The organism is Paenibacillus sp. FSL W7-1287, assembly GCF_038004245.1.
GTDB classification, from domain to species: domain Bacteria; phylum Bacillota; class Bacilli; order Paenibacillales; family Paenibacillaceae; genus Pristimantibacillus; species Pristimantibacillus camelliae.
The window spans coordinates 732,603-756,389 of record NZ_JBBORD010000001.1 but is presented as its reverse complement, the minus strand read 5'-3'; the positions used below and the strand labels follow the sequence as shown (position 1 = coordinate 756,389).

Annotated in this window: 22 protein-coding genes; 8 read left to right on the top strand and 14 right to left on the bottom strand. The window is 44.2% G+C overall.

The window, feature by feature from the left end:
- Positions 1 to 17 precede the first annotated feature (17 nt).
- The 6 genes from NSQ99_RS03540 to NSQ99_RS03515 form a co-directional block, all read right to left on the bottom strand.
- The gene (locus tag NSQ99_RS03540; RefSeq protein ID WP_340835088.1) at positions 18 to 743 is read right to left on the bottom strand and encodes a LutC/YkgG family protein; all 726 of its coding nucleotides are present in this window, start codon (positions 741 to 743) and stop codon (positions 18 to 20) included.
- A complete protein-coding gene (locus NSQ99_RS03535; protein WP_340835087.1) occupies positions 736 to 2,250 on the bottom strand; it encodes a LutB/LldF family L-lactate oxidation iron-sulfur protein in 1,515 nt (504 codons plus the stop codon). Before NSQ99_RS03535 ends, NSQ99_RS03540 begins: the two co-directional genes overlap by 8 nt.
- On the bottom strand, positions 2,225 to 2,977 hold the full coding sequence (locus NSQ99_RS03530; protein WP_340835085.1) for a (Fe-S)-binding protein: 753 nt from the start codon (positions 2,975 to 2,977) through the stop codon (positions 2,225 to 2,227). The genes NSQ99_RS03535 and NSQ99_RS03530 overlap by 26 nt, the downstream gene beginning before the upstream one ends.
- A gap of 215 nt (positions 2,978 to 3,192) precedes the next feature.
- Positions 3,193 to 3,951: a DeoR/GlpR family DNA-binding transcription regulator gene (locus NSQ99_RS03525; protein WP_340835083.1), complete on the bottom strand. Its 759-nt coding sequence runs from the start codon at positions 3,949 to 3,951 to the stop codon at positions 3,193 to 3,195.
- Positions 3,952 to 4,086: 135 nt separating this feature from the next.
- On the bottom strand, positions 4,087 to 6,156 hold the full coding sequence (locus tag NSQ99_RS03520; protein ID WP_340835082.1) for a bifunctional aldolase/short-chain dehydrogenase: 2,070 nt from the start codon (positions 6,154 to 6,156) through the stop codon (positions 4,087 to 4,089).
- 287 nt (positions 6,157 to 6,443) lie between these two features.
- On the bottom strand, positions 6,444 to 7,136 hold the full coding sequence (locus tag NSQ99_RS03515; protein ID WP_340835081.1) for a hypothetical protein: 693 nt from the start codon (positions 7,134 to 7,136) through the stop codon (positions 6,444 to 6,446).
- Between the two features lie 225 nt (positions 7,137 to 7,361).
- Between NSQ99_RS03515 and NSQ99_RS03510 the strand changes: the two genes are divergently transcribed.
- Positions 7,362 to 8,324: an acetylxylan esterase gene (locus NSQ99_RS03510; protein WP_340835080.1), complete on the top strand. Its 963-nt coding sequence runs from the start codon at positions 7,362 to 7,364 to the stop codon at positions 8,322 to 8,324.
- Positions 8,325 to 8,534: 210 nt separating this feature from the next.
- On the opposite strand, the gene NSQ99_RS03505 is transcribed toward NSQ99_RS03510, so the two are convergent.
- From NSQ99_RS03505 to NSQ99_RS03495, 3 genes are all read right to left on the bottom strand, one after another.
- Positions 8,535 to 9,239 carry a YhfC family glutamic-type intramembrane protease gene (locus NSQ99_RS03505; RefSeq protein ID WP_340835078.1) on the bottom strand — a complete coding sequence of 235 codons (705 nt, stop codon included), beginning with the start codon at positions 9,237 to 9,239 and terminating at the stop codon, positions 8,535 to 8,537.
- Positions 9,240 to 9,332: 93 nt separating this feature from the next.
- On the bottom strand, positions 9,333 to 9,857 hold the full coding sequence (locus NSQ99_RS03500) for a helix-turn-helix domain-containing protein (RefSeq protein ID WP_340835077.1): 525 nt from the start codon (positions 9,855 to 9,857) through the stop codon (positions 9,333 to 9,335).
- 231 nt (positions 9,858 to 10,088) lie between these two features.
- On the bottom strand, positions 10,089 to 10,727 hold the full coding sequence (locus tag NSQ99_RS03495) for an NAD(P)-dependent oxidoreductase (RefSeq protein ID WP_340835076.1): 639 nt from the start codon (positions 10,725 to 10,727) through the stop codon (positions 10,089 to 10,091).
- Positions 10,728 to 10,927: 200 nt separating this feature from the next.
- On the opposite strand from NSQ99_RS03495, the gene NSQ99_RS03490 reads away from it, so the two are divergent.
- A complete protein-coding gene (locus NSQ99_RS03490) occupies positions 10,928 to 11,353 on the top strand; it encodes an Rrf2 family transcriptional regulator (RefSeq protein ID WP_340835075.1) in 426 nt (141 codons plus the stop codon).
- A gap of 232 nt (positions 11,354 to 11,585) precedes the next feature.
- On the opposite strand, the gene NSQ99_RS03485 is transcribed toward NSQ99_RS03490, so the two are convergent.
- Positions 11,586 to 14,450 (bottom strand): glycosyl hydrolase 115 family protein, encoded by a 2,865-nt coding sequence (locus NSQ99_RS03485; protein WP_340835073.1) that lies wholly within the window; start codon positions 14,448 to 14,450, stop codon positions 11,586 to 11,588.
- Positions 14,451 to 14,509: 59 nt separating this feature from the next.
- On the opposite strand from NSQ99_RS03485, the gene NSQ99_RS03480 reads away from it, so the two are divergent.
- The 5 genes from NSQ99_RS03480 (at position 14,510) to NSQ99_RS03460 (ending at position 18,821) form a co-directional block, all read left to right on the top strand.
- Positions 14,510 to 15,316 (top strand): helix-turn-helix transcriptional regulator, encoded by an 807-nt coding sequence (locus NSQ99_RS03480; RefSeq protein ID WP_340835072.1) that lies wholly within the window; start codon positions 14,510 to 14,512, stop codon positions 15,314 to 15,316.
- 230 nt (positions 15,317 to 15,546) lie between these two features.
- Complete coding sequence (locus NSQ99_RS03475) at positions 15,547 to 16,149, top strand: glycosyltransferase family 2 protein (RefSeq protein WP_251666953.1); 603 nt, start codon at positions 15,547 to 15,549, stop codon at positions 16,147 to 16,149.
- Positions 16,150 to 16,201: 52 nt separating this feature from the next.
- Complete coding sequence (locus NSQ99_RS03470) at positions 16,202 to 17,236, top strand: polysaccharide biosynthesis protein (protein ID WP_340838720.1); 1,035 nt, start codon at positions 16,202 to 16,204, stop codon at positions 17,234 to 17,236.
- Positions 17,237 to 17,306: 70 nt separating this feature from the next.
- Positions 17,307 to 17,906, top strand: coding sequence for a glycosyltransferase family 2 protein (locus tag NSQ99_RS03465; protein WP_340835070.1), 600 nt, complete (start codon positions 17,307 to 17,309; stop codon positions 17,904 to 17,906).
- Between the two features lie 66 nt (positions 17,907 to 17,972).
- Positions 17,973 to 18,821 (top strand): SDR family oxidoreductase, encoded by an 849-nt coding sequence (locus NSQ99_RS03460; RefSeq protein WP_340835068.1) that lies wholly within the window; start codon positions 17,973 to 17,975, stop codon positions 18,819 to 18,821.
- A gap of 70 nt (positions 18,822 to 18,891) precedes the next feature.
- Here NSQ99_RS03460 and NSQ99_RS03455 read toward each other — a convergent pair whose 3' ends face one another.
- Positions 18,892 to 19,794, bottom strand: coding sequence for an SDR family oxidoreductase (locus NSQ99_RS03455; RefSeq protein WP_340835065.1), 903 nt, complete (start codon positions 19,792 to 19,794; stop codon positions 18,892 to 18,894).
- 167 nt (positions 19,795 to 19,961) lie between these two features.
- Positions 19,962 to 20,228 (bottom strand): hypothetical protein, encoded by a 267-nt coding sequence (locus tag NSQ99_RS03450; protein WP_340835063.1) that lies wholly within the window; start codon positions 20,226 to 20,228, stop codon positions 19,962 to 19,964.
- A gap of 149 nt (positions 20,229 to 20,377) precedes the next feature.
- Here NSQ99_RS03450 and NSQ99_RS03445 point away from each other — a divergent pair, with 149 nt between their 5' ends.
- The gene (locus tag NSQ99_RS03445; RefSeq protein WP_340835062.1) at positions 20,378 to 21,949 is read left to right on the top strand and encodes a BCCT family transporter; all 1,572 of its coding nucleotides are present in this window, start codon (positions 20,378 to 20,380) and stop codon (positions 21,947 to 21,949) included.
- Between the two features lie 36 nt (positions 21,950 to 21,985).
- Here NSQ99_RS03445 and NSQ99_RS03440 read toward each other — a convergent pair whose 3' ends face one another.
- Complete coding sequence (locus tag NSQ99_RS03440) at positions 21,986 to 22,855, bottom strand: DMT family transporter (protein WP_340838719.1); 870 nt, start codon at positions 22,853 to 22,855, stop codon at positions 21,986 to 21,988.
- A 380-nt stretch (positions 22,856 to 23,235) separates the two neighbouring features.
- Positions 23,236 to 23,367, bottom strand: coding sequence for a hypothetical protein (locus tag NSQ99_RS03435; protein ID WP_340835061.1), 132 nt, complete (start codon positions 23,365 to 23,367; stop codon positions 23,236 to 23,238).
- Positions 23,368 to 23,787 lie beyond the last annotated feature (420 nt).

The window sequence follows — 23,787 nt, the reverse complement described above, 5'->3', positions numbered from 1 at the left end:
TCTATCCGACGTGCTCATTAAAGCTCATCAATAATAATCGTATAAACAATACCTGGACCGTGTACTCCAATCGTCAAATCGTTCTCAATATCAGCAGAACGGCTAGGTCCAGATACGAAATGTATCCCAGCTGGCAAGCGCTTTAACTCATCTAGCGGCTTCAGCACCTCTCCGAGTCTCGTCACCACTGAGCTTCGCGGGACAAGCGCGAACAATAGCGTTGGCAGTAAGCTGACGGAGCGACCCTTCGTCTTACTGGACAGTAAAGCAAGCGAGCCTGTATAGGCAACGGCGTAATCCGCTAGCACCACACCGATATCCGCCTCAGCTGCTCTTGCCTTCCAGTCCTCCATCGCATCATCGTTCCAGCTTCGTACCTTCACCTGCGGCATAGCCTGCTCTAGGCCCAGCTGCTCCAGCAGCTGCTCATCCTGACGCAGTACATGCATGGCCTTCAGCTCTACTGCCTTGTCTACAATAATGTTGCTTGCATCAGTAAGCGTAGCAGCTCGCAGCACATAGCCTCCCGCTGCTTCAAAGTTGCGCTGGAACATCTCAAGCTTTTCAACTTCACCCAGCTCAAACTGCTCCCAAAACTCAGGTGCCCCTTGCAGCGGACGCTGCGGCTTTTGCGTCATTCGAGGACGTTGCAGCTTCGCCGCAATGCCATTCAAAAACTGCTCCTGCTTTTGCTTTGAAGCCTCATCTAGCTGCTTCAACCAATCTTCACGATGTTCACTCATGCGATGCACCTCCATCTCGTCCTGTCAGCCATTCTCGCATACGAGCGGCAACAGCTGGATCGGCCGCCTTTGCCTGTTGATCTAGCTCTGATCGAAGCTCACCGTATTGTTCACGGAAAAGCTGCTTGGAGATGCTCGGTGCTACGCGGTGCGAATTCCAGCCTTTAAGCGGACCAATCTTCGCTCGAATGCCCCCATCTCTAACAACAACCTTCTGACCAAGCTTGCCAAGCTTCAGCGCCCGATGATACACCTTCACATTGGACATCACTGTGCCAAAGCCTTTCATGCCCATACGCTCTAGCGGATGGTCATGCCCCGCTTCAACCTTACGTCTGCGCAAGGACACGAGCATATCATGCAGTGGAATTTTCACTGGACAAGCCTCATAGCATGCCCCGCAAAGACTTGAGGCGTTCGCTATATCATCCCATTCTGCTACATTCTTCTTTAGCGCAGGTGTTAGCACTGCTCCAATTGGTCCACTATATGTGCCACCGTAAGCATGGCCGCCGATATGACGATAGACAGGACAAGCATTCAAACAAGCACCACAGCGAATACAGTTCAGCAGCTCTTGGAACTCTGGATCACCTAGCTGCAAGGACCGACCATTATCAAGAATAATGATGTGCATCTCTTCTGGACCGTCGCCGTCCTCTGCTCGCTTTGGACCAGTAATACCTGACATATATACCGTCAGCTTCTGTCCTGTAGCGGAGCGCGGCAATAGCGTTGCCATTACCTCAAGATCTGCCCAAGACGGAATGATGCGCTCCATGCCCATAAATGTAATCTGCGTTTTCGGCACGGTCGATACCATTCGCGCATTGCCTTCATTCTCGAACAATACGATGGAGCCCGATTCTGCAATTGCGAAGTTGCAGCCTGTTACCCCTATATCTGCTTGTAAAAACTTTTCGCGAAGTTTTTTACGCACATAGCCTGCGAGTACAGATGTTTCAGGCGGTAGCTGCTCACCTGCGTCCTCGGACAATAGCTCTGCAATTTGATAACGATTTTTATGAATAGCGGGAATAATAATATGGGATGGCGTTTCGTTCGCTAGCTGAATAATGTATTCGCCAAGATCCGTTTCAATTGCCTCGCAATCGATGGATTGCAGCGCTTGATTGAGGTGAATTTCTTCCGTTACCATCGACTTGGACTTCACCGCGCTTTTGGCTTCCTTCGCTTTTGCGATCTGAAGTGCGATGCTAATCGCATCCTGCGCTGTATCGGCAAAATGAACATGTACTCCGTTTTCTCTCGCGTTATTTGCAAATTCACCTAAATAATAATCAAGGTGAGCAATCGTATGAAGCCGAATTTGCCGTCCGCGCTCTCTCCACTCTTCCCAGTTTCCATGCTCCTCTGCCGCCTTCAGCTTGCCGCTGCGCAGTCGTTCTGTCGTAAACTTAACGGCCTGTCGTAAAAAATCATTGTTCAAGGCCAGCTGCGCGCGTTCCTTGACCGTTCCTTTAAGCTCGGTTTGCTGTATGCTCATCGCTGTAGCTCACCCCCTCGTACAGCAGCTCTGCCAGATGCATCACCCGCACCGGCTGATTACGATAACGCAAATGCCCAGCAATATTCATCAGGCAGCCCATATCAAGGCCAACAAGCACCTCGGCCTCCGTCTCGATAACATGCTCTGCCTTCTCCGCCACCATTGCCCCTGATATATCTGACATCTTAATCGCAAACGTTCCACCAAAGCCGCAGCAATCCTCGGCAAATGGAAGTGGAACAAGCTCTAGGCCCTCTACGTTGTTCAGCAGAGCCATTGGCTCATGCTTCACACCAAGCAGGCGGCTGCCATGACATGATGGATGATAGGTCACCTTATGCGGAAAGCGTGCGCCTAGATCTTGAATGCCTAGCACCTCAACCAAGAAATTTGAAAATTCAAACACCTTTTTTTGCAGCTGCAGCGCTTTTTCCTGCCACTCGGGCTCTTCTTTAAACATTTCAGGGTAATGATGAATCATGTAAGCACAAGACCCCGACGGTGTAACGACAAAATCACTATCTTCAAATGCATGAATAATGGTCTTTGCAGCGGCTCTTGCTTCCTTCCAATACCCGCTATTGTAAGCAGGCTGGCCACAACAGGTCTGCACATTAGGAAACTCAAGCACAATCCCGTATCTGGCAAGAAGTCGCATCATTGTTTCTCCAACTCTTGGATATATTGCATCACTTAAACAAGTAATAAACAATGATACCTTCATCCTTTTCACCAGCCTTCATCTGGAATTAAACGATACCGTAAGCTAGACAAGCGGTGATGCTTATCCAGCCTACGTTGTCATGACGTTTTAGTCTTCATTTATTAGTAGTATTAATAAGTTCGATTCCGACCATGAGCAAGATCATTGGTTAACCATCGTCGGTTTTCTATAAGTATCCGTATAGCCTAAAACAAGCTCCCTAACGGCAAGCTCATTTAGGCAAGTGTCACTCGAATGCCTTCTGCTTCAAGTGCTGCCTGTACGTTACGGCTCATATCACTATCGCTAATGACCGTATGAACAGCTGACAGATCTGCCACTTGCGTAAAGGCCTGCACGCCAAACTTGCTAGAATCGGCAAGTAGAATCGCTTGATCCGCTGCTCCGAGCATCTGCTGCTTCAATCGTGCCTGCAGCTCCCCTGATTCGCTAATGCCACGCTCAAGATGGATACCCTTGCTCGAGAAAAATAGCTTATTTACATGAAATGACTCTAGTGCTTTTTCTGCGATCGGTCCTACGAACGAAAGAGAGCGGGGGGATAGACGTCCACCTAAAGAAATGACCTCGATCTTCTCCTTCATGCTCAGCTCAGTGACCACCTTCACCGAATTGGTCAGTACCGTAATCGGCAGGTCAGGCATAATTTTGGCCATGTACCAGGCTGTCGTGCTCGCGTCGAGCAGAATTCGATCATTCGGCTCAATAAGCTTAATCGCCTGCTCCGCAATCCGCCGTTTTTCCTGCGAGCGTGTAACCTCTCGCTCACTATAAGGGACCTCTTGCTGTGCATCCTTTACGCTAACCGCACCACCGTGCGAACGCTTTAATCGTCCTGCCTGTTCAAGCCGATCCAAATCTCTGCGAATTGTTTCTTCCGTAACCTCACATAGCTCGCTTAGCTCAGAGACTCGTATGCTTCCTCTCTCATTAACAAGCTGAACAATTTTTTCATAACGCTCTACAACCAGCATGCGCATCCTCTTTTCAACACGTTTTTCTGAAACGTTCCTGTTTCATATCTAGAACAAATTATAACGTATAAGGCCTAAGGGGCAAAGAACTGATGCAACATCTGCTGCTCTTGCGCCGCATGATGAAAAATGATGCTATCTTGTAAATGCGGCAGGCACCCCGCCATCAATCGTCAGCATGCAGCCTGTCGTTTTGCTTGCTTTGGAGGATGCAAAAAATGCAATGCCTTCTGCAATATCCTTCGGATAAATGTTAACAAGCAGCGTCGTGCGCTTGCGGTAATATTCCTCAAGCTGATCCGGTTCAATGCCATATGCTGCTGCACGCTCGTTGCGCCAGTTAGAATTCCAAATCGCTGAGCCCTGCAGAATTGCATCTGGGAGCACCGTATTGACACGAATGCCGAATTCTCCGCCTTCTGCTGCAATGCAGCGTGCAAGATGTGCTTCTAATGCTTTAGCTGCACTATAGGCAGACGCATTTTTACCGGCATAAACGGAGTTTTTAGAGCCAACAAACACCATGCTGCCGCCAATCGATTGCTGCTTCATAATTTTGAACGCTTCTCTTGCAACTAAGAAATACCCTGTGCCCAGCACGTTGATGTTCAAGTTCCATTCCTTTAAGGATGTCTCATCGAATGGACTAGACGTTGCCAGACCTGCATTGTTTACGATAATATCAACGCCGCCGTATTGCAGCACGGCCTCGGCATAGGCTGCCTGCACTTCTTCTTCCTTCGTTACATCCATCTTCACAGCTAATGCACGAGCATCGCCATACTTTGCATTCAGCTCATCTGCTACCTTCTGAGCACCCTCCAGATTGAGGTCAGCCAGCACAACATGTGCACCTTCTTCTACTAGGCGCTGCGCCGTTGCACTGCCGATGCCGCCTGCACCACCAGTAATAAATGCGATCTGACGAGAGAATTCCATCTCTGCTGGAGCAAGCGTTAGCTTGTAAAGCTCAAGCGGCCAATATTCTACGTGGAATGACTCGTTCTCACTTAATGAAACGAAGTTGCCTAGCGCTGTTGAGCCTCTCATGACGGCAATAGCGCGGTGATATAGCGCTCCGCTTACTTTGGACATCGCCCAGCTCTTCCCGGTGTTGAACATACCGACGCCTGGGATGAGAATAACGCGCGGTGCAGCCTCAAACATCACCTCGTTGTTTTCACTATTGCGCTCAAAGTATGCTTTATAGCCTTCCTTGTAGCTTGACAAGCCTTCAACCAATCGCTGCTTTAAGCCATCGATATCCTGCTCACCCGGCTCCCAATCAATAAATAGCGGGGTAACCTTCGTATGAACAAGATGGTCAGGACAAGCAGCACCGATCTGAGATAATTGCTGAGATGCACTGCCTCCAACAAATGCAAGCACATCAGCTTCATCATCGAATGTAACGATCATTTTTTTCTCATCGCTAACTAGGCCACGAATAAGCGGCATAATTTGCCCGGCTACACTTTGGCGTGCTTCTGGTGCAAGTGGGGCGTGTTTCTGACCACCAAACAGCTTCGCTTCATTTACCTTTGCTTCAATATATTGCTCTGCTTCATTTATAATGTTGATCGTTTGTGCATAGCACGCTTCAGACGTATCTCCCCAAGTGACAAGACCGTGCTTTTCCATAAGCACAAGCTCTGCCTGTGGATTGGAGCGAACCCCGTCGGCGATCATCTTCGATAGTGTAAAACCAGGACGAACATAAGGCACCCACACAAAGCGGTCACCGAATATTTCCTTCGCAATTTCCTTACCGTTATCCGCGCAGCAGATGCTAATAATCGCATCAGGATGCGTATGGTCGACATGCGGGAATGGTAGAAAAGCGTGCAGTAGCGTTTCTATCGAAGCTCTAGGATGCTTACTGTCAATCATACAGTTGCTTAAGTAAGCGACCATATCCTCGTCGCTCATCTCATCACGTTCTAATAAAGGCTGTATATAGCTCAGGTTCAGCCCTGTAAAATGCTGAGCCTTCATCGTAGCTAGATCCGAGCCGCTGCCCTTTACATACATGACATCAATCTCTTGTCCACGGAAGTCTATCATTTTCGTTTTACTAGAGGTGTTACCTCCACCCCAGTTACATACGCGACGATCTGAACCGATCATATTTGAGCGATACACAAGCTGCTCAAGTCCGTTCGCCTGCTGTGGAGCATCTGCTGCATTCCATAAATTTTGTACCAATTGAATGCCTCCCTTTATTTGTATTGTTTTATGTTTGTTTGTTTTTGATATTCTATGTATCATATACTATCACCTTTGTTTATTTTTGTATATATCCTTTTTTCAATAGTATTACGCTAAAACATGAATACCGAACAAAGGGAATCGGGCTGATTAACAAATAATCAGTGGTAGAGTATTCTTCATATGAATTAAAAAAGCCTACTAAGCAGGGGTAAGTCCCAGCTAAAAGAGCTTCCCGCCAAATGACGAGAAGCTCTTTTAGATCTAGTATTATTTTGATCGAATTATTCGCCTTCTATTATAACTGATTGAATTTTCAATTCATCACTGTATGTTAACTTTACTGATAAAGCATATTCAACAGGAGATATACTCCCTGCCAATGTAGCTATAAGTTTATGATCTATGACTTCGTATTTGATTATATTTCCAAATCCAATTTCTTCATTCCATTGTTCCACCATTGATTCATCATAGCTTTTTTCGAAACGCTCTTCACCAATGTTTAGTGTTACTTTAACTTTCCCATCTACATGATCGATACTTGATTCCTTATTATTCTTTACATATTTTTCGGCATCTTCAATTGCAAATTCACTCAAATTATCTTTGTTAAGGATATGAACTTCTTGTTGATTAAATCCTGTTCCATATGCCTTTGTAAGTATAATTATTAATTCTTCCTTGTGATCATTATTTATATCATCTATCATCAATTCAGGGTAATAGGTTTCGTTTGTTACATTAGACCAAGAAAATTTTTTTTCGTTCATATCATTTTTTACAATAATTTCTGTATATAAATCGTTTGAAACTTTATCACCAAACACACTAATTCCATCAAGATTAATTAACTCTAACTTAGAAGAATCTGAAAAACTTACAGCTGCAGGCGTTTGTTTTTCTTCATTTTCTCTAGTTCCACATCCTGAAATGATTAAAACCAACATTAAAGCGAATCCTATTTTCCACATCATGTAATCCCTCCCATTTAATGATCTTTCCAATATATAATGTGACGTTTCATAATAGATATTAGTTACAACTTATATGAAATAAATATATATTAGATATTTTTCTAGTTATAATACCTATTAATAGTTATGAGAATGATGAGGCCAATTTATTTGGGCAAGTTAATGCTCATAGTGATACAGATGTAGACAATCTTTCAAAGTTAAATATATAAGGAGAAGATTACGATGAATGCAATAGAGAAACGGATTAATGATCTGCACAACTACGAGATTCACCTGACTAAGCCTAAGGATTTCGAACAATATTGGCACCGTGTAAAGCAAGAAGCTTTAGCCACGACGGTTAATGGCCAGCGGGAGCTAAGCCCAACCTATATGCAAGGTGTACATACGTATGAGGTTACATTCGAGGGCTACGCTGGCACGACAATTCATGCAACATTATCTCTCCCTGAAGGAGCAGCCTCTAAGGCGCAAGTTCCGTGCCTCATCACGATGCCTGGCTATATGGGAGGGCGGAGCAATAGCTATCAGCATGCACAATGGCTGCTTATGGGAGTTGCTGTTATGTCCGTTGATGTACGTGGTCAAGGGAAGGATACAGGAAATACGCTTGGTAGTACGCACGGTATAGCAAAGGGATGGATTACGGAAGGTTTGCTTGATCCCGATCATTGCTACTATAAAGCAGTGGCGGTTGACCTATTGCGTGCCCTCAGCTGGCTCAAGGATCAACCAGAGATTGATACTGCACGTATCGGGGCAATTGGGGCAAGCCAAGGCGGTGGACTAGCGTCGTTGCTTGCAGCACTTGATGATACGATCTGTATGCTCGTTGCAGACATTCCGAATATGTGTCATATCGATTATGGTGTTCTACATTCCACAGGCTCGTTGACTGAGATTGCCGAGTTCTGCAGAAGAAGACCTGAACAGCTGCAAACGGTTCTCGAGACACTAAGCTATTTTGAATTAATTCATATGGCTGATCGTATACAAGCGCCTGTCTTAATGAGTGTTGGACTTAAGGATACGGTATGTACACCAGAGCAGATTTTCCCATTCTATCGCTCCATTGTATCTGAGCAAAAGCAGCTGGAAATTTACCCTTTCTCAGGGCATGTAGTAGAGCCGGCTCAGCAGCAAAAAGCTATCGACTTTGTATATCAACATCTGTTAAGTAAATAACCTTATTTTTTTCTCCATTGCCTGAAGATTAGCAGGAGTCGCTTCAGGTATAACGATTATTTTGGAGACACTGATTAACGACACACAAGCTAAATATACGATCCTTAAGAACAAAGGACTTAACGGTTTATTGATAGCCGTTAAGTCCTTTGTTATGAACGAATATGGAGATAAGACGCATTTTTCATTTTGCGTTTTGTGAATTATGCTTTACAGCACCAGAAGGCCAACGATAAACGTAATCACGCCAACAATAGCAACGAACATATTAGACTTTAAAAAGGATTGATTAAGAAAACGTACCGCGAACCAGTTCAAGCCACTATGCAGAGGGATAAGTATAATGACCGTCCACGGATTGAAGGCTACGATCATTGTTGCTCCGATATGAAAAGCTGAAGCCCATATGCGCTCTATTACACCCCATAAGGGACTTACATTAAGCTGACCTTGTGCCGCTAAAAATTTCTTCGCCTCCATCGCTTTCTCATCCGTTTTATTGGCGAGTGTAGTTAGCGCCACAATGTTGACAATCGTGAACAGTACTTCTATAGCGGCCCAGCCTTGCCCAGCAGCAACAATGCCTGCAGAGGATGCAGCAACAGACGTGAATGCGACAAGCAACAGCCTTACAGATTCTTCTAGCGGGCCTGAGCTTAACGCTAAGATGTTACGTCCCTTCTCCTCAGGAAGCTTGGCAACTAACGCGCTTACCGGACCTCGCAGTAATAGAGCGACAAACCAGCCAAGCGCACCTAGGCCGAACGCCTTCCAATCTGGCGCATAGCCTGCAGCATAAAAAGCTGACATAAACAATATGGGCACAAGGATATATACAGGTAATATCAACAATGCTTTCTTTGTTGCTTTTTTGAATCGATCATTAAGCTGCTCATGTGGTATCGTCGTACTCATAACTAAATCTCTCCCTTTTTGTATACACAACTATTGTTATCATTATCAATAATGATAACAATAGAACGAGAAGCTGTCAATATGATTGCTTCCCTAAATCTCTGGAAAATCGATAATCGACAGTAATCTTTTTCTGCGATGTTCATTAGGCTCGTTCTTCATTGCCTTTAGCACAATATCTCGAATATCGTAGAGCATCTTCAAGTTTTCTTCTTCTGTCAGATATGCTGAGAATTGACGGTAGGATACGCCGTCCTTCACTAAGTCAATATGATCCTGATGAATGTACCGACCATATTCTCCAATTAGGCTTGCTAGATAGTTCATAAAAAAGGTCATGTGGTCATCCGGGGATGCTTGCTCCAGCTCCTCAACGGAAATTTCGGCCCCCTTCTCTGGGAGCGTATATACCTTTTCAAGAGTGCCGCGGTTCGGAATCTCCTCCGCAACCATCAATACCCCTGACTCAACGAGTTTTTTTAGATGGCGATAGAGTGTAGCCTGAGGCACATCAACTAAACGCTCCTGAAGCTGCTGAGCGGTCATGCGTTCTCCTCGGACAAGCGACTGAATGACACGCATTCTGACAGGATGTAATATAATCTCTGCTTTTTTCAAGATGAATTCCCTCCTGGTGCCTCCACAATTATTATCAACATTGATAATGTTAATGTCATTATACTGTAGTTCTGATTGAATCGTCAAATTAGGAGGCATAAACATATAAAAAGGGCATGCATCGTTATGGTTACAATAACGACACATTGCCCATATTACAGTCACTCCGATAAAAATACAGAAGTCCCTACATAGAAGCTATTGGTTCGATGCGACTTATATTCAGCTCCGTTACTCTGCTTCGCCCACAACGGTGAAGCGCTCATTCATATGCTTAGGGTTTTCAATCTCGTCTAATACCGCGATCGCAAAATCTGCATAGCTAATATAGCTTTCACCCTTAGCGTTTACAAGAAGCTGGTCCTTACCTGATTGATACTTCCCTGTTCTCTTTCCTTCCGGATCGAACATTGCAGAAGGACTAATAAATGTCCACTTTACATCTGATGCACCTTTAAGCTCTTCTAGATTTCTGCCTTGACCTGTAGCTGTTGGCTTAAACATATCCGGAAAATCAGGAGTATCCATTACTCTTAACGTTTTCTGTTCATCTACGTAAAGGCTACCAGCTCCGCCTACGATAATCGCTCTAGTCTCTGCGCCTTTTATTGCCTCGATTAAAGCATGTCCAGCATCAACATGCGCTTGTTCTTCACCTATAGGAGCACCAAAGGCATTCACGACAACATCAAACGCTTTTACGTCATCCGTTGTCAGGTCGAAGATAGATTTTTCAATGACCGTAACGCTCTTCTCATTAAGCTTAGAAGCATCTCTAACGATAGCTGTTACCTCATGTCCACGCTCTAGCGCTTCCTTCATAATTAGGTTGCCTGCCTTACCGCTTGCACCAATTATTGCGATTCTCATCCTATATTCCTCCTCAAAATAGATCAATTGTAATCATTGTTGTTACATGTAACTATAATAGTTACATTTACGACGCTTGTCAATTTATTTTGTTATTATTCGTTCAGCGATGAATAATATGCTTGTAATTGAATGAATTACAGGTGTAGGATAGATAATAACAAGATGCTATGATCATGCGTTGAAGGTAGGGGTTAAAGTTGTCAATTAGCAGTCGATTCGCGGTCGGCATTCATATTCTTGCCCTCATTGAGTTGAATAAAGATGGGGTAAGCACGTCAGAGTTTATCGCAAACAGTGTGAATACAAATCCTGTCGTCATTAGAAAAATTATCGGTATGCTTAAGCAAGCTCAACTGGTCCATGTACGGCCTGGTATTGCTGGCGCTGAATTAGCAAAAAAAATATCTGACATTACGCTGCTCGATGTGTACAAAGCTGTTCAAGTTGTAAGTGAGAATGAATTGTTTAGTATTCATGATCAGCCTAATCCACAGTGCCCTGTCGGCCGTAATATACAAGAAGCAATCGGACCAGTGCTTATAACGGCACAGTCTGCCATGGAAAAAGTGTTAAATCATATTACGATTAAAGATATTGTTACAGACATTTCTAATAAAGGTTAAAAGATCTCGGATTTCAGGATCAAAAGCTTGGTCAACTAACTGATAGAATCAAATACAGGTACAACATAAATAGAGCTCTCTTAAGGTATAAACCTTCTAGAGAGCTCTATTTGTATCGTTTTATTTCATACGATGAAGATAGACCACTTCTGCTTAATACTGAACCAGACTTACTATTGCTTATAGGTTAAGCTTATCCCATTAGATCGATTAGCCGTGTTAGTTCATATGACTATCCTTTGTGGAAATAGCTCTCCTGTGGTCCAAAATAAGAGTATGGTAATGATCCTCTCGACAGCACGAGCTTTTGCAGCACAATACCTGCATCCAGATGATAGATTCGCAATGTATGCGCGCCCTTCGTTAGCTGGTGCGTTGTTGTTTTTAGATGCGCATTATTCAGCACAGCTTGCTCCCAGTCATGTGTTTTGCCTGGCGTATAATGCTCGCTAACCGTATCAACGACAACCGGCTCCTGCTCATCAAACGCTACAGCGTAACGGAGCCTGCTATCAACACTAAGCGGATTGCTCGGTGCCAGCACTGTCGTTAATTCGTATTGTGCATCTTCTGCTGCATAGATTTTGTATTCCACATAAGGTGCGTCCGTCACTTGCTTAAAGCTTGCCGTTGATGGAAGCAGCTTAAGCGATGATAAGGAGCGACCATATTGCTCGATGACCTGCCACTCTGTATGTGGTGCTGCAACACGTGCACTCGTATGCTCTGCTTCAATAGCAATAACACCAGATGTCTCAATAAACGTCTCCTGAGGAAGCTCTGAACGATCAACAAGCTGTGCACTAATCGTTATTTGTACCGTTTGACCCGCTCCACTAATGCTCAAGCTTCCACTACCACTAGTGCGCAGCTTCGCCCAATCGATCGACACTTCGATTGATTCTCCAGTGGTCACATGGCCGATCGCCGGCTCGCATACGATCCAATCTTGATTAGTAGAAACGTTATATTCGAACGATTCCACACCGCCATTAGAGATCGTCAAGTTCTTACTCTCAGGCATAAGGTCATAGAAAGGTCGAAGAGCACCTTGCTCTATGACGATACTGCCCTCTGCATGAACGATAAGCTTCGCTTGCTCCTGCTGCGGCTGCACGCTCGTTACCTCTGGATAATGCCAACCATCCGCGTTCCAATTGACATACCCTACATGCGGAGAGGACATCATCCCCCGCCACTTTCCGCCAGACATCGTCTCATTATAATATTGCTCTAGCTCTTGATCGCGCTTAATTGCCTGCTCCGTTAAAACAGCGTACGTATTAGCGAGCTGGCTCGGATGCTCCTGATTGCTGTAGAGCTGATTCCAGCCTGCATACAGGTTCATCTTTTTGACAGTTACCGACGCTACGGCAGGATAATAGACAAGCTGATAGTACGCATCTTGATGTGAGGCTGGAATCTGCTTAGCAACGGCATCTGCCTTACGCTCGATCTCCAACGCTTCCTCCAGCATCCGTCCGGCTTCCTTATATTCAGTGAAGCTGTACGTATCCGGATAGATGACCTCTGGCTTACGTTTTCCGTTCATACGTGTATAATCGTTCAACAGCTGGGCAATGTCCTCTACCGTCTCATCACTCACGACATGACCGAACTGCTGCTTCGCCCATTGTCTAATAAATGGCTGTGTTTTATTGTATTGACCTGTGCCTAGCTCTTCAAAGTTGTAGGCTAATTCCATAAAGTAAGAGATTGGCAGCTCATTTGGCTTCAAATCACCAACGTTCACGATCCAAATGTCGCGAATGCCATACTCATAGGCCATCGTCATCTGCTCCCATACCTTTTCAAGCGGAGTTGTATTCACCCACTCGTAGGAGCGTGGGCCTCCATGATAATCAAAATGATAATATATCCCCCAACCGGACGGACGATTTCTATCTTCCTCCACCGGTAATGTTCGCATATTACCAAAGTTATCATCAGATAGCATGATCGTTACATCATTGAGCACATCCCAATGCTTCAAGCCAGGAATGGTATCACTGCCATGCCAGAACTCCTCGACTTCCTTATAGACGACCAACGCTTGCGGAGCATGCTCCAGTCCGTGCTTCTTAAGCAGCGACTTTTGCGTCATAATAATATCCTTTAATCGATTAATATTCTGTTCGAGTGTACCGCCTAGTTCGGAATCACGCTCACCGCGCATACCTAGCGTAATGATGCTCTCTAGGTGCTTATTGCGAATGACGCCATCCTCCCAAAAACGTGTAATGGCTTCGCGATTCACTTCAAAATCCCACTCGTTACTTTCAGAATACTGCTTATAAATGTGCTGCCACTCTTCCCCTGCACGGAATAATGGCTCATGATGTGAGGTACCCATCACGATGCCGTAAGCGTCGGCAAGTTCAGCATTGGCAAGCGGATAGCTTTTTCCATTCTCACTGAATACAGCACTCCACATCGCCGGCCACATGAAATTTCCTTTTAGACGAAGCACCAATTCAAATATCGGCTTGTACATCTCTTCATTAAAGCCGCCGAACTGATTCATTGCCCAAGAGCCAAGAGATGGCCATTCATCGTTTAAGAAAAATCCGCGGTATTTAATCGATGGCTCCTTAGACGTGTAGCTCAGCTTGCTCGCTGGAATGCTTATTTCACTTGACTTGGCTGGTTGAACATCGCCCCAATACACCCAAGGACTAACACCAATTAGACTAGATATATGATAAAGTCCGTAGAACGTACCTCGCTTTTCGCTGCCGACAATGACGATTGCTTGTGCAACATTGTCAAACGGCTGCTCAATCACTTGAATCTGAAACGATTCACGCTTATGCTTTAAAGAAGAAAGCTCCAGCTTACCTTTGGCAACCAGCTCATCAATCAGCTTACTGCTGCCAAGCGTACCCGCTACGATCGCCATATCGCAAGCGGTCTCTGCTTGCTCTGTTACGACAGTCGGCAGCACACCAGTTACGAGCTCGATGTCTGAAGCTAGGGATTGAGCAACAAGCTTAAGGCCTGATCCATCCTGTCCGGATGCATCAATATAGATAGGAGCAGCTTTTCCATTGTGAACAAGTGTAACGTTATATTGCTGTTGCGTAAGATGATGACTCATCTTAAACACCTCCATGATATCGAATTTAACTATTACCTGAATACTGAGGTGGTCAAGCCTTGAATATTGAAGCCTACCACAATCTTGTCCCGAACATATTTTTGTTCAATGAACGAAAATGTTTTCCCGATTGGATCATAGCCAAACGCAAAAATGACTTTCACGATCTTACCTTCGTCATTGATGGCAAGGCTAATTACTACATTAACGGAGTGAAATATACGGTAGAAGCTGGTGATCTGCTATACATTCCAGCTGGAATGATACGAGAGGCACATACGTTTGAAGCTTCTCCGATGCATGCTTTTCCATTTAACTTCCACTGGGAGGCACCCTATAACGATTTTAAGCTGCCGTTCGATATCGTAACGAAGCAGCTTATAACGAAGGAAATCCTTGACTACATCCGAGAATTCAAGCATGTATGGATTACTCAGCAGCCTCTTTATCAGCTGCATGCTCGGGCGTTGTTCGAGCTAATTCTTCATCGTTTGCTAGCTAATTTTTACCGTATATCTGCCGATCCTATCGACCCTCGCGTTACAAAAATGATGCGTTATGTCAACGAGCATTATGCGCATCCACTGAGTGTGAAGGAAGTCGCCGATTTGCTACAGCTGCATCCGGTCTATGTAGGAAAGCTGTTCAAGAAGCATACGGGCACCACCTTCAAGGAATATCTCAACCGTGTTAGGGTGAACCATGCCGAAATGATGCTCTCCTCCGGAGACTTTACCGTTACAGAAACGGCGGAGCGCTGCGGTTTTTATGACGTTTCATATTTTAGCAACCTATTTAAAGCGATGAAGGGCTATCCGCCTTCAACGGTCAGTAAGCCGCTTCCACCCAGCACACCTGCATTATAGCTTTCCTTGCTATTTATCCACCATAGAGGATTACAACATCATTTGTAATTATTAAACATAACCTGCCCGTACAACTACCTTCCAGCGCCCAGCGGCTCTCGATTACTCGAGAGCCTTTTCTAGTTTTTCTATAAATCTACTAGGCTCTCTCACTGCTTTATGAACCCTTCAACCATTGTCCGCATATAGTATTTGAGTGAATTATCTCATGATTGAAATGAGGGATATCGTTGAAATTTAGCTTTTTGAGTCCTGCCTACAATAGCGCAGAATGGATTATAACGATGCTAGACAGCATTCCAAAGGAGTACGCCTATGAAATTTTAATATGTGATGATGGGTCTACTGATCAAACACTTGCTATTTTACAAGAATATCAGAAGCGCTGTCCGCAGCTACGAATACTAGAAAACGGGATAAATCAAGGGGCTAGTTTCTCCTATAATCGTCTCATTGCAGAGGCTACCGGTGATTATATATGCATCATCGATAGCGATGATATGTATCTGCCAACGATTCGAGACGTGCTGGCACAGGTTGATGGTGAGCACGATATTTATTATTACAATATGATCACAAAAATTGGGCAGCAATTCGTCATTACAGAAGCGAGTCGCTATGAATGGTGCGGACAATTCAAGATTATTAGACGCCTTGCCGTAGGTCCTGCTGTGTTCACGGTAAGAACAGACAGATCGGGTGATCGCGACTTTAATAATGTATTACTTAGTCAAAATCCGCGACGCAAATATACGGGAATTTTCGCCTATTGGTACAACTTCCCTCGTACAAATTCAGAATATGACTTATTCAGAAGAGGTCTGAAGGGATGAGTAGCATCGCAATAGGCCTAATCGATAGAACAACAGGAAAGGTGCGGAGATGATGTTTAAGGACAAAACACTGCTTATTACAGGGGGCACAGGCTCTTTTGGCAATGCGGTATTGAAGCGATTCCTGCAATCTGATCTAAAAGAAATTCGTATCTTCTCTAGGGACGAAAAGAAGCAGGATGATATGCGTAAGCTTTACAACAATAACAAGCTTAAATTTTATATTGGAGATGTACGTGACCCAGGGAGTATTGCTTATGCGGTACATGGAGTCGATTATATATTTCACGCTGCAGCATTGAAGCAGGTTCCTTCCTGTGAGTTTTATCCGTTAGAAGCTGTGAAGACGAATGTAATTGGCACCGACAATGTACTATCAGCAGCTATTCATGCAGGGGTAAGAAAAGTCATCTGCCTGTCGACCGATAAAGCCGCTTATCCTGTTAATGCAATGGGTATTTCAAAAGCGATGATGGAAAAAACCTTTATCGCCAAATCAAGATTAGTTGATCCGTCAACCACATTAATATGCGGGACGAGATATGGCAATGTTATGGCTTCTCGTGGATCAGTTATCCCTTTATTCGTAGAGCAGATTAAAGCTGGTAAGCCACTTACGATAACCGACTATCATATGACACGGTTCATTATGAGTCTTGAGGAAGCGGTGGAGTTGGTGCTCTATGCGTTCCAGCATGCTGAAAACGGAGATATTATGGTACAAAAATCTCCTGCTTCTTACATTGGTGATTTGGCGCAGGCACTAAAGGAGCTGTTCAAAGCTGACAATGAAGTTCAAATCATTGGCACACGGCATGGGGAGAAAATCTATGAAGTGCTGCTTACAAAGGAAGAGGCTGCTAAAGCGATTGATTCAGGGAATTTCTATCGCGTCCCTGCGGACAACCGAGATCTTAACTATGGAAAATATATAGAAACTGGTTCTCAGAAAATTACACTCACCGAAGAATATAATTCGAACAACACCAATATTCTTACGGTCAACGAAATTAAAGAAAAGCTGCTTCAACTTCCATATATTCAAGAGGAGCTGTTACAGTGGCATGGTAAACCTTCTGTCGGATAGACACAAGCGAACTGTTTTAATATCGAGATATGTGAATCAATATCCGATGAAATGGCAACGAGGTGATACGATGAAGATTAGTTTTTTATCTCCGGCCTATAACAAAGAGGAATGGATAATAGCGATGCTAGACAGCATTCCAAAGGAATATGCTTATGAAATTATAATATGTGATGACGCGTCTACGGATCAAACATTAAGTCTATGTATTGACTATCAGAAGCATTGCCCCCAATTAAAGATAATTAGAAATGAGACGAATATTGGCGCAAGTGAAAGTTATAATCGCCTCATACAAGAAGCAACGGGCGACTATATTGCGATTATTGATAGTGATGACAAGTATTTACCTGAAATTCGAGACGTGTTAGCACAGGTCAACGGAGAATACGATATTTACTACTACAATATGATCACAAGAGTAGGAAGATTGATTCGCAAATTGCCTACTGATGGTTATCTTTGGCCTGGCCAATTCAAAATTATTAGAAGAAGCTTTATAGGTGATGCTAGATTTACAACAAAAAAAGCCTATGCCGGAGATTGGGATTTTAATAAAGCGTTAGTCGATAAGCAGCCACGCTGTAAATATACCGATATCATTGCATACTGGTACAATTACCCGCGTCCTAACTCAGAATCAGATTTGCACGTACGTAGATTAAAATAATTGAAAAGCAAAGCTATAGACAAATGGTCATGAATGCAATGCTTACAGAAAGAAAGGAGAATGGTCATGCATATCCTCGTTCTTGGAGCGAGTGGAATGGCTGGTCATACGATAGCATTATACTTTTTAGAGCAAGGTCATAAAGTAACTTCCTTCTCCCGCAAGCCAGTTCCTTATGGCAACAATCTATGCGGTGATATTACAAATCTGCATCTACTGGATACGCTCTTATCCTATCCATATGACGCCGTCATTAACTGTATTGGAATGTTGAACGATGCCTGTGATGCTAACCCCTCACTGGCCGTTTATGTGAATAGCTACTTGCCGCATGTTCTGTATGAGAAGCTACAGAATTCTCGAACATTGCTTATTCATATGAGCACAGACTGTGTGTTCTCAGGGCAATCTGCTCCATATGATGAGATTAGCTTTCCAGATGGCAGAACCTTTTATGATCGAACGAAAGCATTAGGTGAGCTTCATAATCGCAATAGCTTAACATTCCGCAACTCGATTATCGGACCTGATATGAACGAAGCTGGAATCGGACTATTTAATTGGTTTATGAAGCAGCAAGGAACGATTTACGGATATGAACGGGCAATATGGACTGGCGTCACAACCCTGACACTAGCCAAGGCAATGGAGGCAGCTATACAAGAACAGCTAACAGGTCTTTATAATCTAGTTCATTCAACCAGCATTAACAAGTACGAGCTGCTCAAGCTGTTTAACAAGCATTTCAAAAATAATGAGCTTATAATTCGGCCATCCAGCTCTGTTAGAGTTGATAAAACATTAATTAACCATCGTACTGATTTTAGCTTCAAGGTTCCTTCGTACGAGCAGATGATTGTGGAGATGAAAGAATGGATTGAGCGGCATCCTGATCTATATCCTCATTATAAATAATGCTAGGTATTAAACAGCCAGCTTCCTCGGTAGGAAGCTGGCTGTTTAGTTGTTTATGATGGGGCTGAAACTATGACTCTGTCATTGTACCGCCATTGACATGCAGCACTTGGCCTGTCACATAGGACGAGTCATCCGATGCCAGATAAATATAAGTTGGTGCCAGCTCGAATGGCTGTCCTGCGCGCTTCATCGGAGTATCTACACCAAACTTCTTAACATCCTCTTCTGAAAAGCTTGATACGATGAGCGGGGTCCAGATTGGACCAGGAGCGACTGCATTGACTCGAATGCCCTGACCTACGAGCTGCTGAGACAAAGATCGTGTGAAGGTGACGATGGCTCCCTTCGTTGCAGAATAGTCGAGGAGCTTTTTGTGTCCTTCATAGGCTGTGACGGAAGTTGTACATATTATCGTACTCCCTTGCTTTAGATGAGGCAAAGCAGCCTTTGACATGTAGAAAAATGGATACACATTCGTACGAAAGGTTTGCTCGAGCTGCTCATCGGATATATCCAATATACTTTCCTGAGGGTACTGAACCGCATGATTCAAGACAAGCGTGTCAAGCTTGCCATAATGATCAATGGTTTGTTTAATAACCGATTTGGAGAAAGACGCATCTCTTAAATCACCCTCTATAAGTACGATTTTCTGTCCGCATGCCTCTATCATTTGCTTCGTAAGCTCAGCATCCTTGCGTTCATGGGGCATATACGTAATGACGAGATTGGCGCCTTCCTTTGCGAAGCCAATGGAAACGGCACGACCAATGCCACTATCGCCTCCCGTCACGATCGCTACCTTATCCTTTAATTTTCCACTCCCCTTGTAATCAGGGTTATCAGATATCGGTAACGGAGACATCTCATATTCGAGACCTGGTTGGATATTTTGATGTTGAGGTGGAAAGGCGATCGGACTCTCCTTGCATTCTGTTTCCGAGCCATAATGAGGATAACCTGGAATCATAACTACTTCCTCCTTTCGTTTCTGCTGTACTACACTATTCGCCTAACTATAATTGGTGACAACAAGTATTTAAGCTATCCATGACGTGTAGATGATTGATTAGAAAAGTTTTGTATTGGCCGAGCATGAAGCGGATATTGCTCCATGCTCGGATTGGATATGATCGATTATTGTCCCTCAGTATCCTGCAGCTGCTGCTTCATTATCTCAAGCTGTTCTTGATTTTGCTGCACAATGTCCATATGCTCGTTGAACTGAGCAGCGTTTTGAAATGCATTCTCTGCATGAGAGATGGATTGATATGCTTGATCAATGACTTGATCCGATGGATGTGACATCGCTTGCTTTACCGCGCGATTAGCTCTCTGAACAGCGTAGCCGAACAATGTACTCGGGTGATCCTGCTTCCAACTGACTTCTGAGTGCTTAGCCATATAATTTCCTCCCTTAATCAACAATGATCAAATATCCAAGGTTAGTGTTGTAACGGTGGCCGATAATTATGCGCAGCTCTTCTTCTATTTGTTCCTTGCTGTCATTGCATATATTAACCGAGTCGGTGAAATAATGATCTAGAGGTGACATGATGATTAAAATGTGGAAAAACCCAGTATTCGCAGTTTCAGCCGTAGTAATTTTAGTTTTTGCGATTATCGGTGCAATCGTACCGAATTGGTTTGGTGAGGTAGCGAAAAGTATCTTCTCCATCATCTCAAAGTATTTCGGATGGTTTTTCCTGCTAGCAGTCTTTATCATTGCTGTATTTCTAATCGGCCTCGTGTTCACAAAATATGGGAGCCTTCGACTAGGAGAAGAGCATGAAAAACCCGAGTTCCCTTATTTCTCTTGGATCGGTATGTTATTTGCAGCAGGACTTGGGGTAGGCTTAGTATTTTGGGGAGTCGCAGAGCCAATGAGTCATTTCTATACTCCACCGTTCTTTGATATGGAAGGACTAACTGAAACTTCAGCGAGAGTCGCCATGGGCTATGCATTTTTTCATTGGGGTATTAGTCAATGGTCAGTGTATGCCATCGTTGGCTTAGTCATGGCCTTTCTACAATTTCGCAAGAAGAAAGACGCGCTGATCTCCACAGCTTTAGAGCCCGTAACAGGAGGGCGGCCACTCGTTAAGCATACGATTAATTCCCTATCTATCATTGCAACCGTTATGGGTATTGCAACATCGATCGGACTAGGCGTTATGCAATTGAGCGGAGGGCTAAATTCAGTACTAAACATCAAAAGCTCGAATTGGATTCAAATCCTTTTAATTGCGATTATCTTCCTGCTGTATATGCTCTCGTCTTCATCCGGGATATATAAAGGCATGAAGTATTTAAGTAATTTGAATCTTGCACTCGCCGTAGGCTTACTGTTGTTCGTATTTATTACCGGTCCAACCGTCTTCATATTGGAAACCTTCACCTTAGCGATAGGGGATTACCTATCGAATTTTATCTCCTATAGTCTAAGACTTCAGCCTTATCGAGGAGGTACATGGATTCGAGATTGGACTATTTTTTATTGGGCTTGGGCCATTGCTTGGTCACCATTTGTCGGCGCATTTATTGCGCGCGTATCTAAAGGAAGAACGATTCGAGAATTTATACTCGGAGTCATTATCTTCCCTCCCGTTATCGCCTGCTTTTGGATTGCAGCCTTCGGTGGAACCGCACTATGGTTAGACCTGAAAAAAAATACTGGAATTGCAGAAACGGTACATGCAGATGTAACCTCTGCGCTATTCGAACTGTTTCGATACTTACCGATTTCGGGCATTACGTCTATCGTATCGATGGTGCTTATTTTGATCTTCTTAGTTACGTCTGGTGATACAGCAACTTATATTTTGGCAAGCATGACCTCTGAAGGAAGCTTAAATCCGCCCCAAAAGCTAAAAGTAGTATGGGGAGTGTTAATCTCTGTCATTGCTGGCGTGCTGCTTTACGCAGGTGGACTCGAAGCATTGCAAACGGCCTCGCTTATTGCAGCGCTTCCGTTTACCATCCTACTTATCCTGTTAATTGCAGCGGTTATTAAGCTGGTACGCTTTGAGCCTCTGCCGATACGTAAAATTGACCTTAAACGATTCCGTCAGCTTGAAAAGCTAAGTCAACAGGAGCTAGATAAAAAGAAAAAAAACAATAAGTAGAACAATGTTTCTACTTGTTGTTTTTTAGTTAGCACTCTAAGAATTAAGCCGAGCCTTCAGACGAGGCATTGGAATATTAAGCAACAACAGCCCCGCTACAAACACAAACGTGCCTGCAAGAACATAAATGGTGATCGGATCGTTGAAGAAAAGATACGACCACAGAATCGTAAATAATACTGTACAGTTACCAGCAAGCGCGACAATCGTAAATGGTACACGTTTAATCGCTTCTGCCGACCATAAAAAGCTAAACCCTGTAATTAAGCCTAGCAGCAGCAGTGCTCCCCAAGCCCAAACCGTAACTGGACCAACAAATCCTTCAGATTGAAAGGGAATAGGCAGCGTGACTAGACATGTACTAATGATAAAAATGGAAACATTCATATTACCATTGTCCATCGTCTGGATAAGCATACGTTGACTTAATACATGTACGGCCGCTCCGATACCAGCAAGTATAAACAGAATAGTTGTTATACCACCACCGTTAAGCAGCTCATGCAACGGAACACCATTCCAGCCTACGATGATTACACCTATAATACATAGCACGGCGGCGACCCAGCTGCGCTTCGTAATTTTATCCTTGAACAGCAAAGCTGCAGCCAGCAGTAATACGACCGTCTGCACAGGTTGAACGAGAATATTTCCGTAGGAATAGCCAATATGAATAGCAATGTTCTCGAATATATAATTGAGCGCCTTACCGATTGCCCCTATCCATATCCACTTGAGGCCGAGACGCACATTAATTTTACCGTTGCGGATGTAAAGATATAGTCCTAAAAAAACAACACCGAAAAAGAATCTTGCAAACGTTATGATGGCGCTATCGACCATCGTTGCGCCTGTTTTTACTAACACTCCGACAAAGCTCCACGCTAGGGTTGCGAGGAGTAGCATGATATAGCCCACACTTGCACCTTCTTCTTAGAGGATGTTAAAAGCGTTTGGCTTTGATGACGATGTCTGGCTTCGTCGTTGATTCGACGGCGAATATGGGGCTCAACCGAAAACTCCGTTGCTCACGTACCAGTACCGTACGCTGCGCTACTCGTTTTCTAGTTTTACCCCATCTTCTTGGTCCTGAAAGCCCAACGCTTTTAACTTTTATTTTAGTTGTTGTTAAATATGTTCGTCTTTGATGACGATGTCTGGCTTCGTCGTTGATTCGACGGCGAATATGGGGCTCAACCGAAGGGTATGCTTCCGTAGTATGTTTTCTACGAAAAAATTTTAGGTTCTCACATACCAATACCGTACGCTGCGCTACTCGTTTTCTACTAACTTTCAATCCCCATTGGTACACTAACAACAACTACAGCGGAGCTTACCATCTCTAAAGCGACCTCCTGACGAAGGAAGGTTCGAGCGTAGAGATGGTTAAGCGGAGCACCGAAAACTCCGTTGCTCACGTACCAAAAACGTAAGCTGCGCTACCCGTTTTCTACTAACTTTCAATCCCCTTGGTACACTAACAACAACTACAGCGGAGCTTACCATCTCTAAAGCGACCTCCTGACGAAGGAAGGTTCGAGCGTAGAGATGGTAAGCGGAGCGCTGAAAACTCCGTTGCTCACGTACCAATACCGTACGCTGCGCTACCCGTTTTCTACTAACTTTCAATCCCCTTTGGTCACTAACAACAACTACAGCGGAGCTTACCATCTCTAAAGCGACCTCCTGACGAAGGAAGGTTCGAGCGTAGAGATGGTAAGCGGAGCACCGAAAACTCCGTTGCTCACGTACCAATACCGTACGCTGCGCTACTCGTTTTCTACTAACGTTCAATCCCCTTTGGTACACTAACAACAACTACAGCGGAGCTTACCATC

Bases quoted from the DNA above. Each gene is read 5' to 3' on its own strand.
- NSQ99_RS03540 (WP_340835088.1), bottom strand. From the start codon at position 743: ATGAGTGAACATCGTGAAGATTGGTTGAAGCAGCTAGATGAGGCTTCA.
- NSQ99_RS03535 (WP_340835087.1), bottom strand. From the start codon at position 2,250: ATGAGCATACAGCAAACCGAGCTTAAAGGAACGGTCAAGGAACGCGCG.
- NSQ99_RS03530 (WP_340835085.1), bottom strand. From the start codon at position 2,977: ATGAAGGTATCATTGTTTATTACTTGTTTAAGTGATGCAATATATCCA.
- NSQ99_RS03525 (WP_340835083.1), bottom strand. From the start codon at position 3,951: ATGCTGGTTGTAGAGCGTTATGAAAAAATTGTTCAGCTTGTTAATGAG.
- NSQ99_RS03515 (WP_340835081.1), bottom strand. From the start codon at position 7,136: ATGATGTGGAAAATAGGATTCGCTTTAATGTTGGTTTTAATCATTTCA.
- NSQ99_RS03510 (WP_340835080.1), top strand. From the start codon at position 7,362: ATGAATGCAATAGAGAAACGGATTAATGATCTGCACAACTACGAGATT.
- NSQ99_RS03505 (WP_340835078.1), bottom strand. From the start codon at position 9,239: ATGAGTACGACGATACCACATGAGCAGCTTAATGATCGATTCAAAAAA.
- NSQ99_RS03495 (WP_340835076.1), bottom strand. From the start codon at position 10,727: ATGAGAATCGCAATAATTGGTGCAAGCGGTAAGGCAGGCAACCTAATT.
- NSQ99_RS03485 (WP_340835073.1), bottom strand. From the start codon at position 14,450: ATGAGTCATCATCTTACGCAACAGCAATATAACGTTACACTTGTTCAC.
- NSQ99_RS03470 (WP_340838720.1), top strand. From the start codon at position 16,202: ATGTTTAAGGACAAAACACTGCTTATTACAGGGGGCACAGGCTCTTTT.
- NSQ99_RS03465 (WP_340835070.1), top strand. From the start codon at position 17,307: ATGAAGATTAGTTTTTTATCTCCGGCCTATAACAAAGAGGAATGGATA.
- NSQ99_RS03460 (WP_340835068.1), top strand. From the start codon at position 17,973: ATGCATATCCTCGTTCTTGGAGCGAGTGGAATGGCTGGTCATACGATA.
- NSQ99_RS03455 (WP_340835065.1), bottom strand. From the start codon at position 19,794: ATGATTCCAGGTTATCCTCATTATGGCTCGGAAACAGAATGCAAGGAG.
- NSQ99_RS03450 (WP_340835063.1), bottom strand. From the start codon at position 20,228: ATGGCTAAGCACTCAGAAGTCAGTTGGAAGCAGGATCACCCGAGTACA.
- NSQ99_RS03445 (WP_340835062.1), top strand. From the start codon at position 20,378: ATGATGATTAAAATGTGGAAAAACCCAGTATTCGCAGTTTCAGCCGTA.
- NSQ99_RS03440 (WP_340838719.1), bottom strand. From the start codon at position 22,855: ATGCTACTCCTCGCAACCCTAGCGTGGAGCTTTGTCGGAGTGTTAGTA.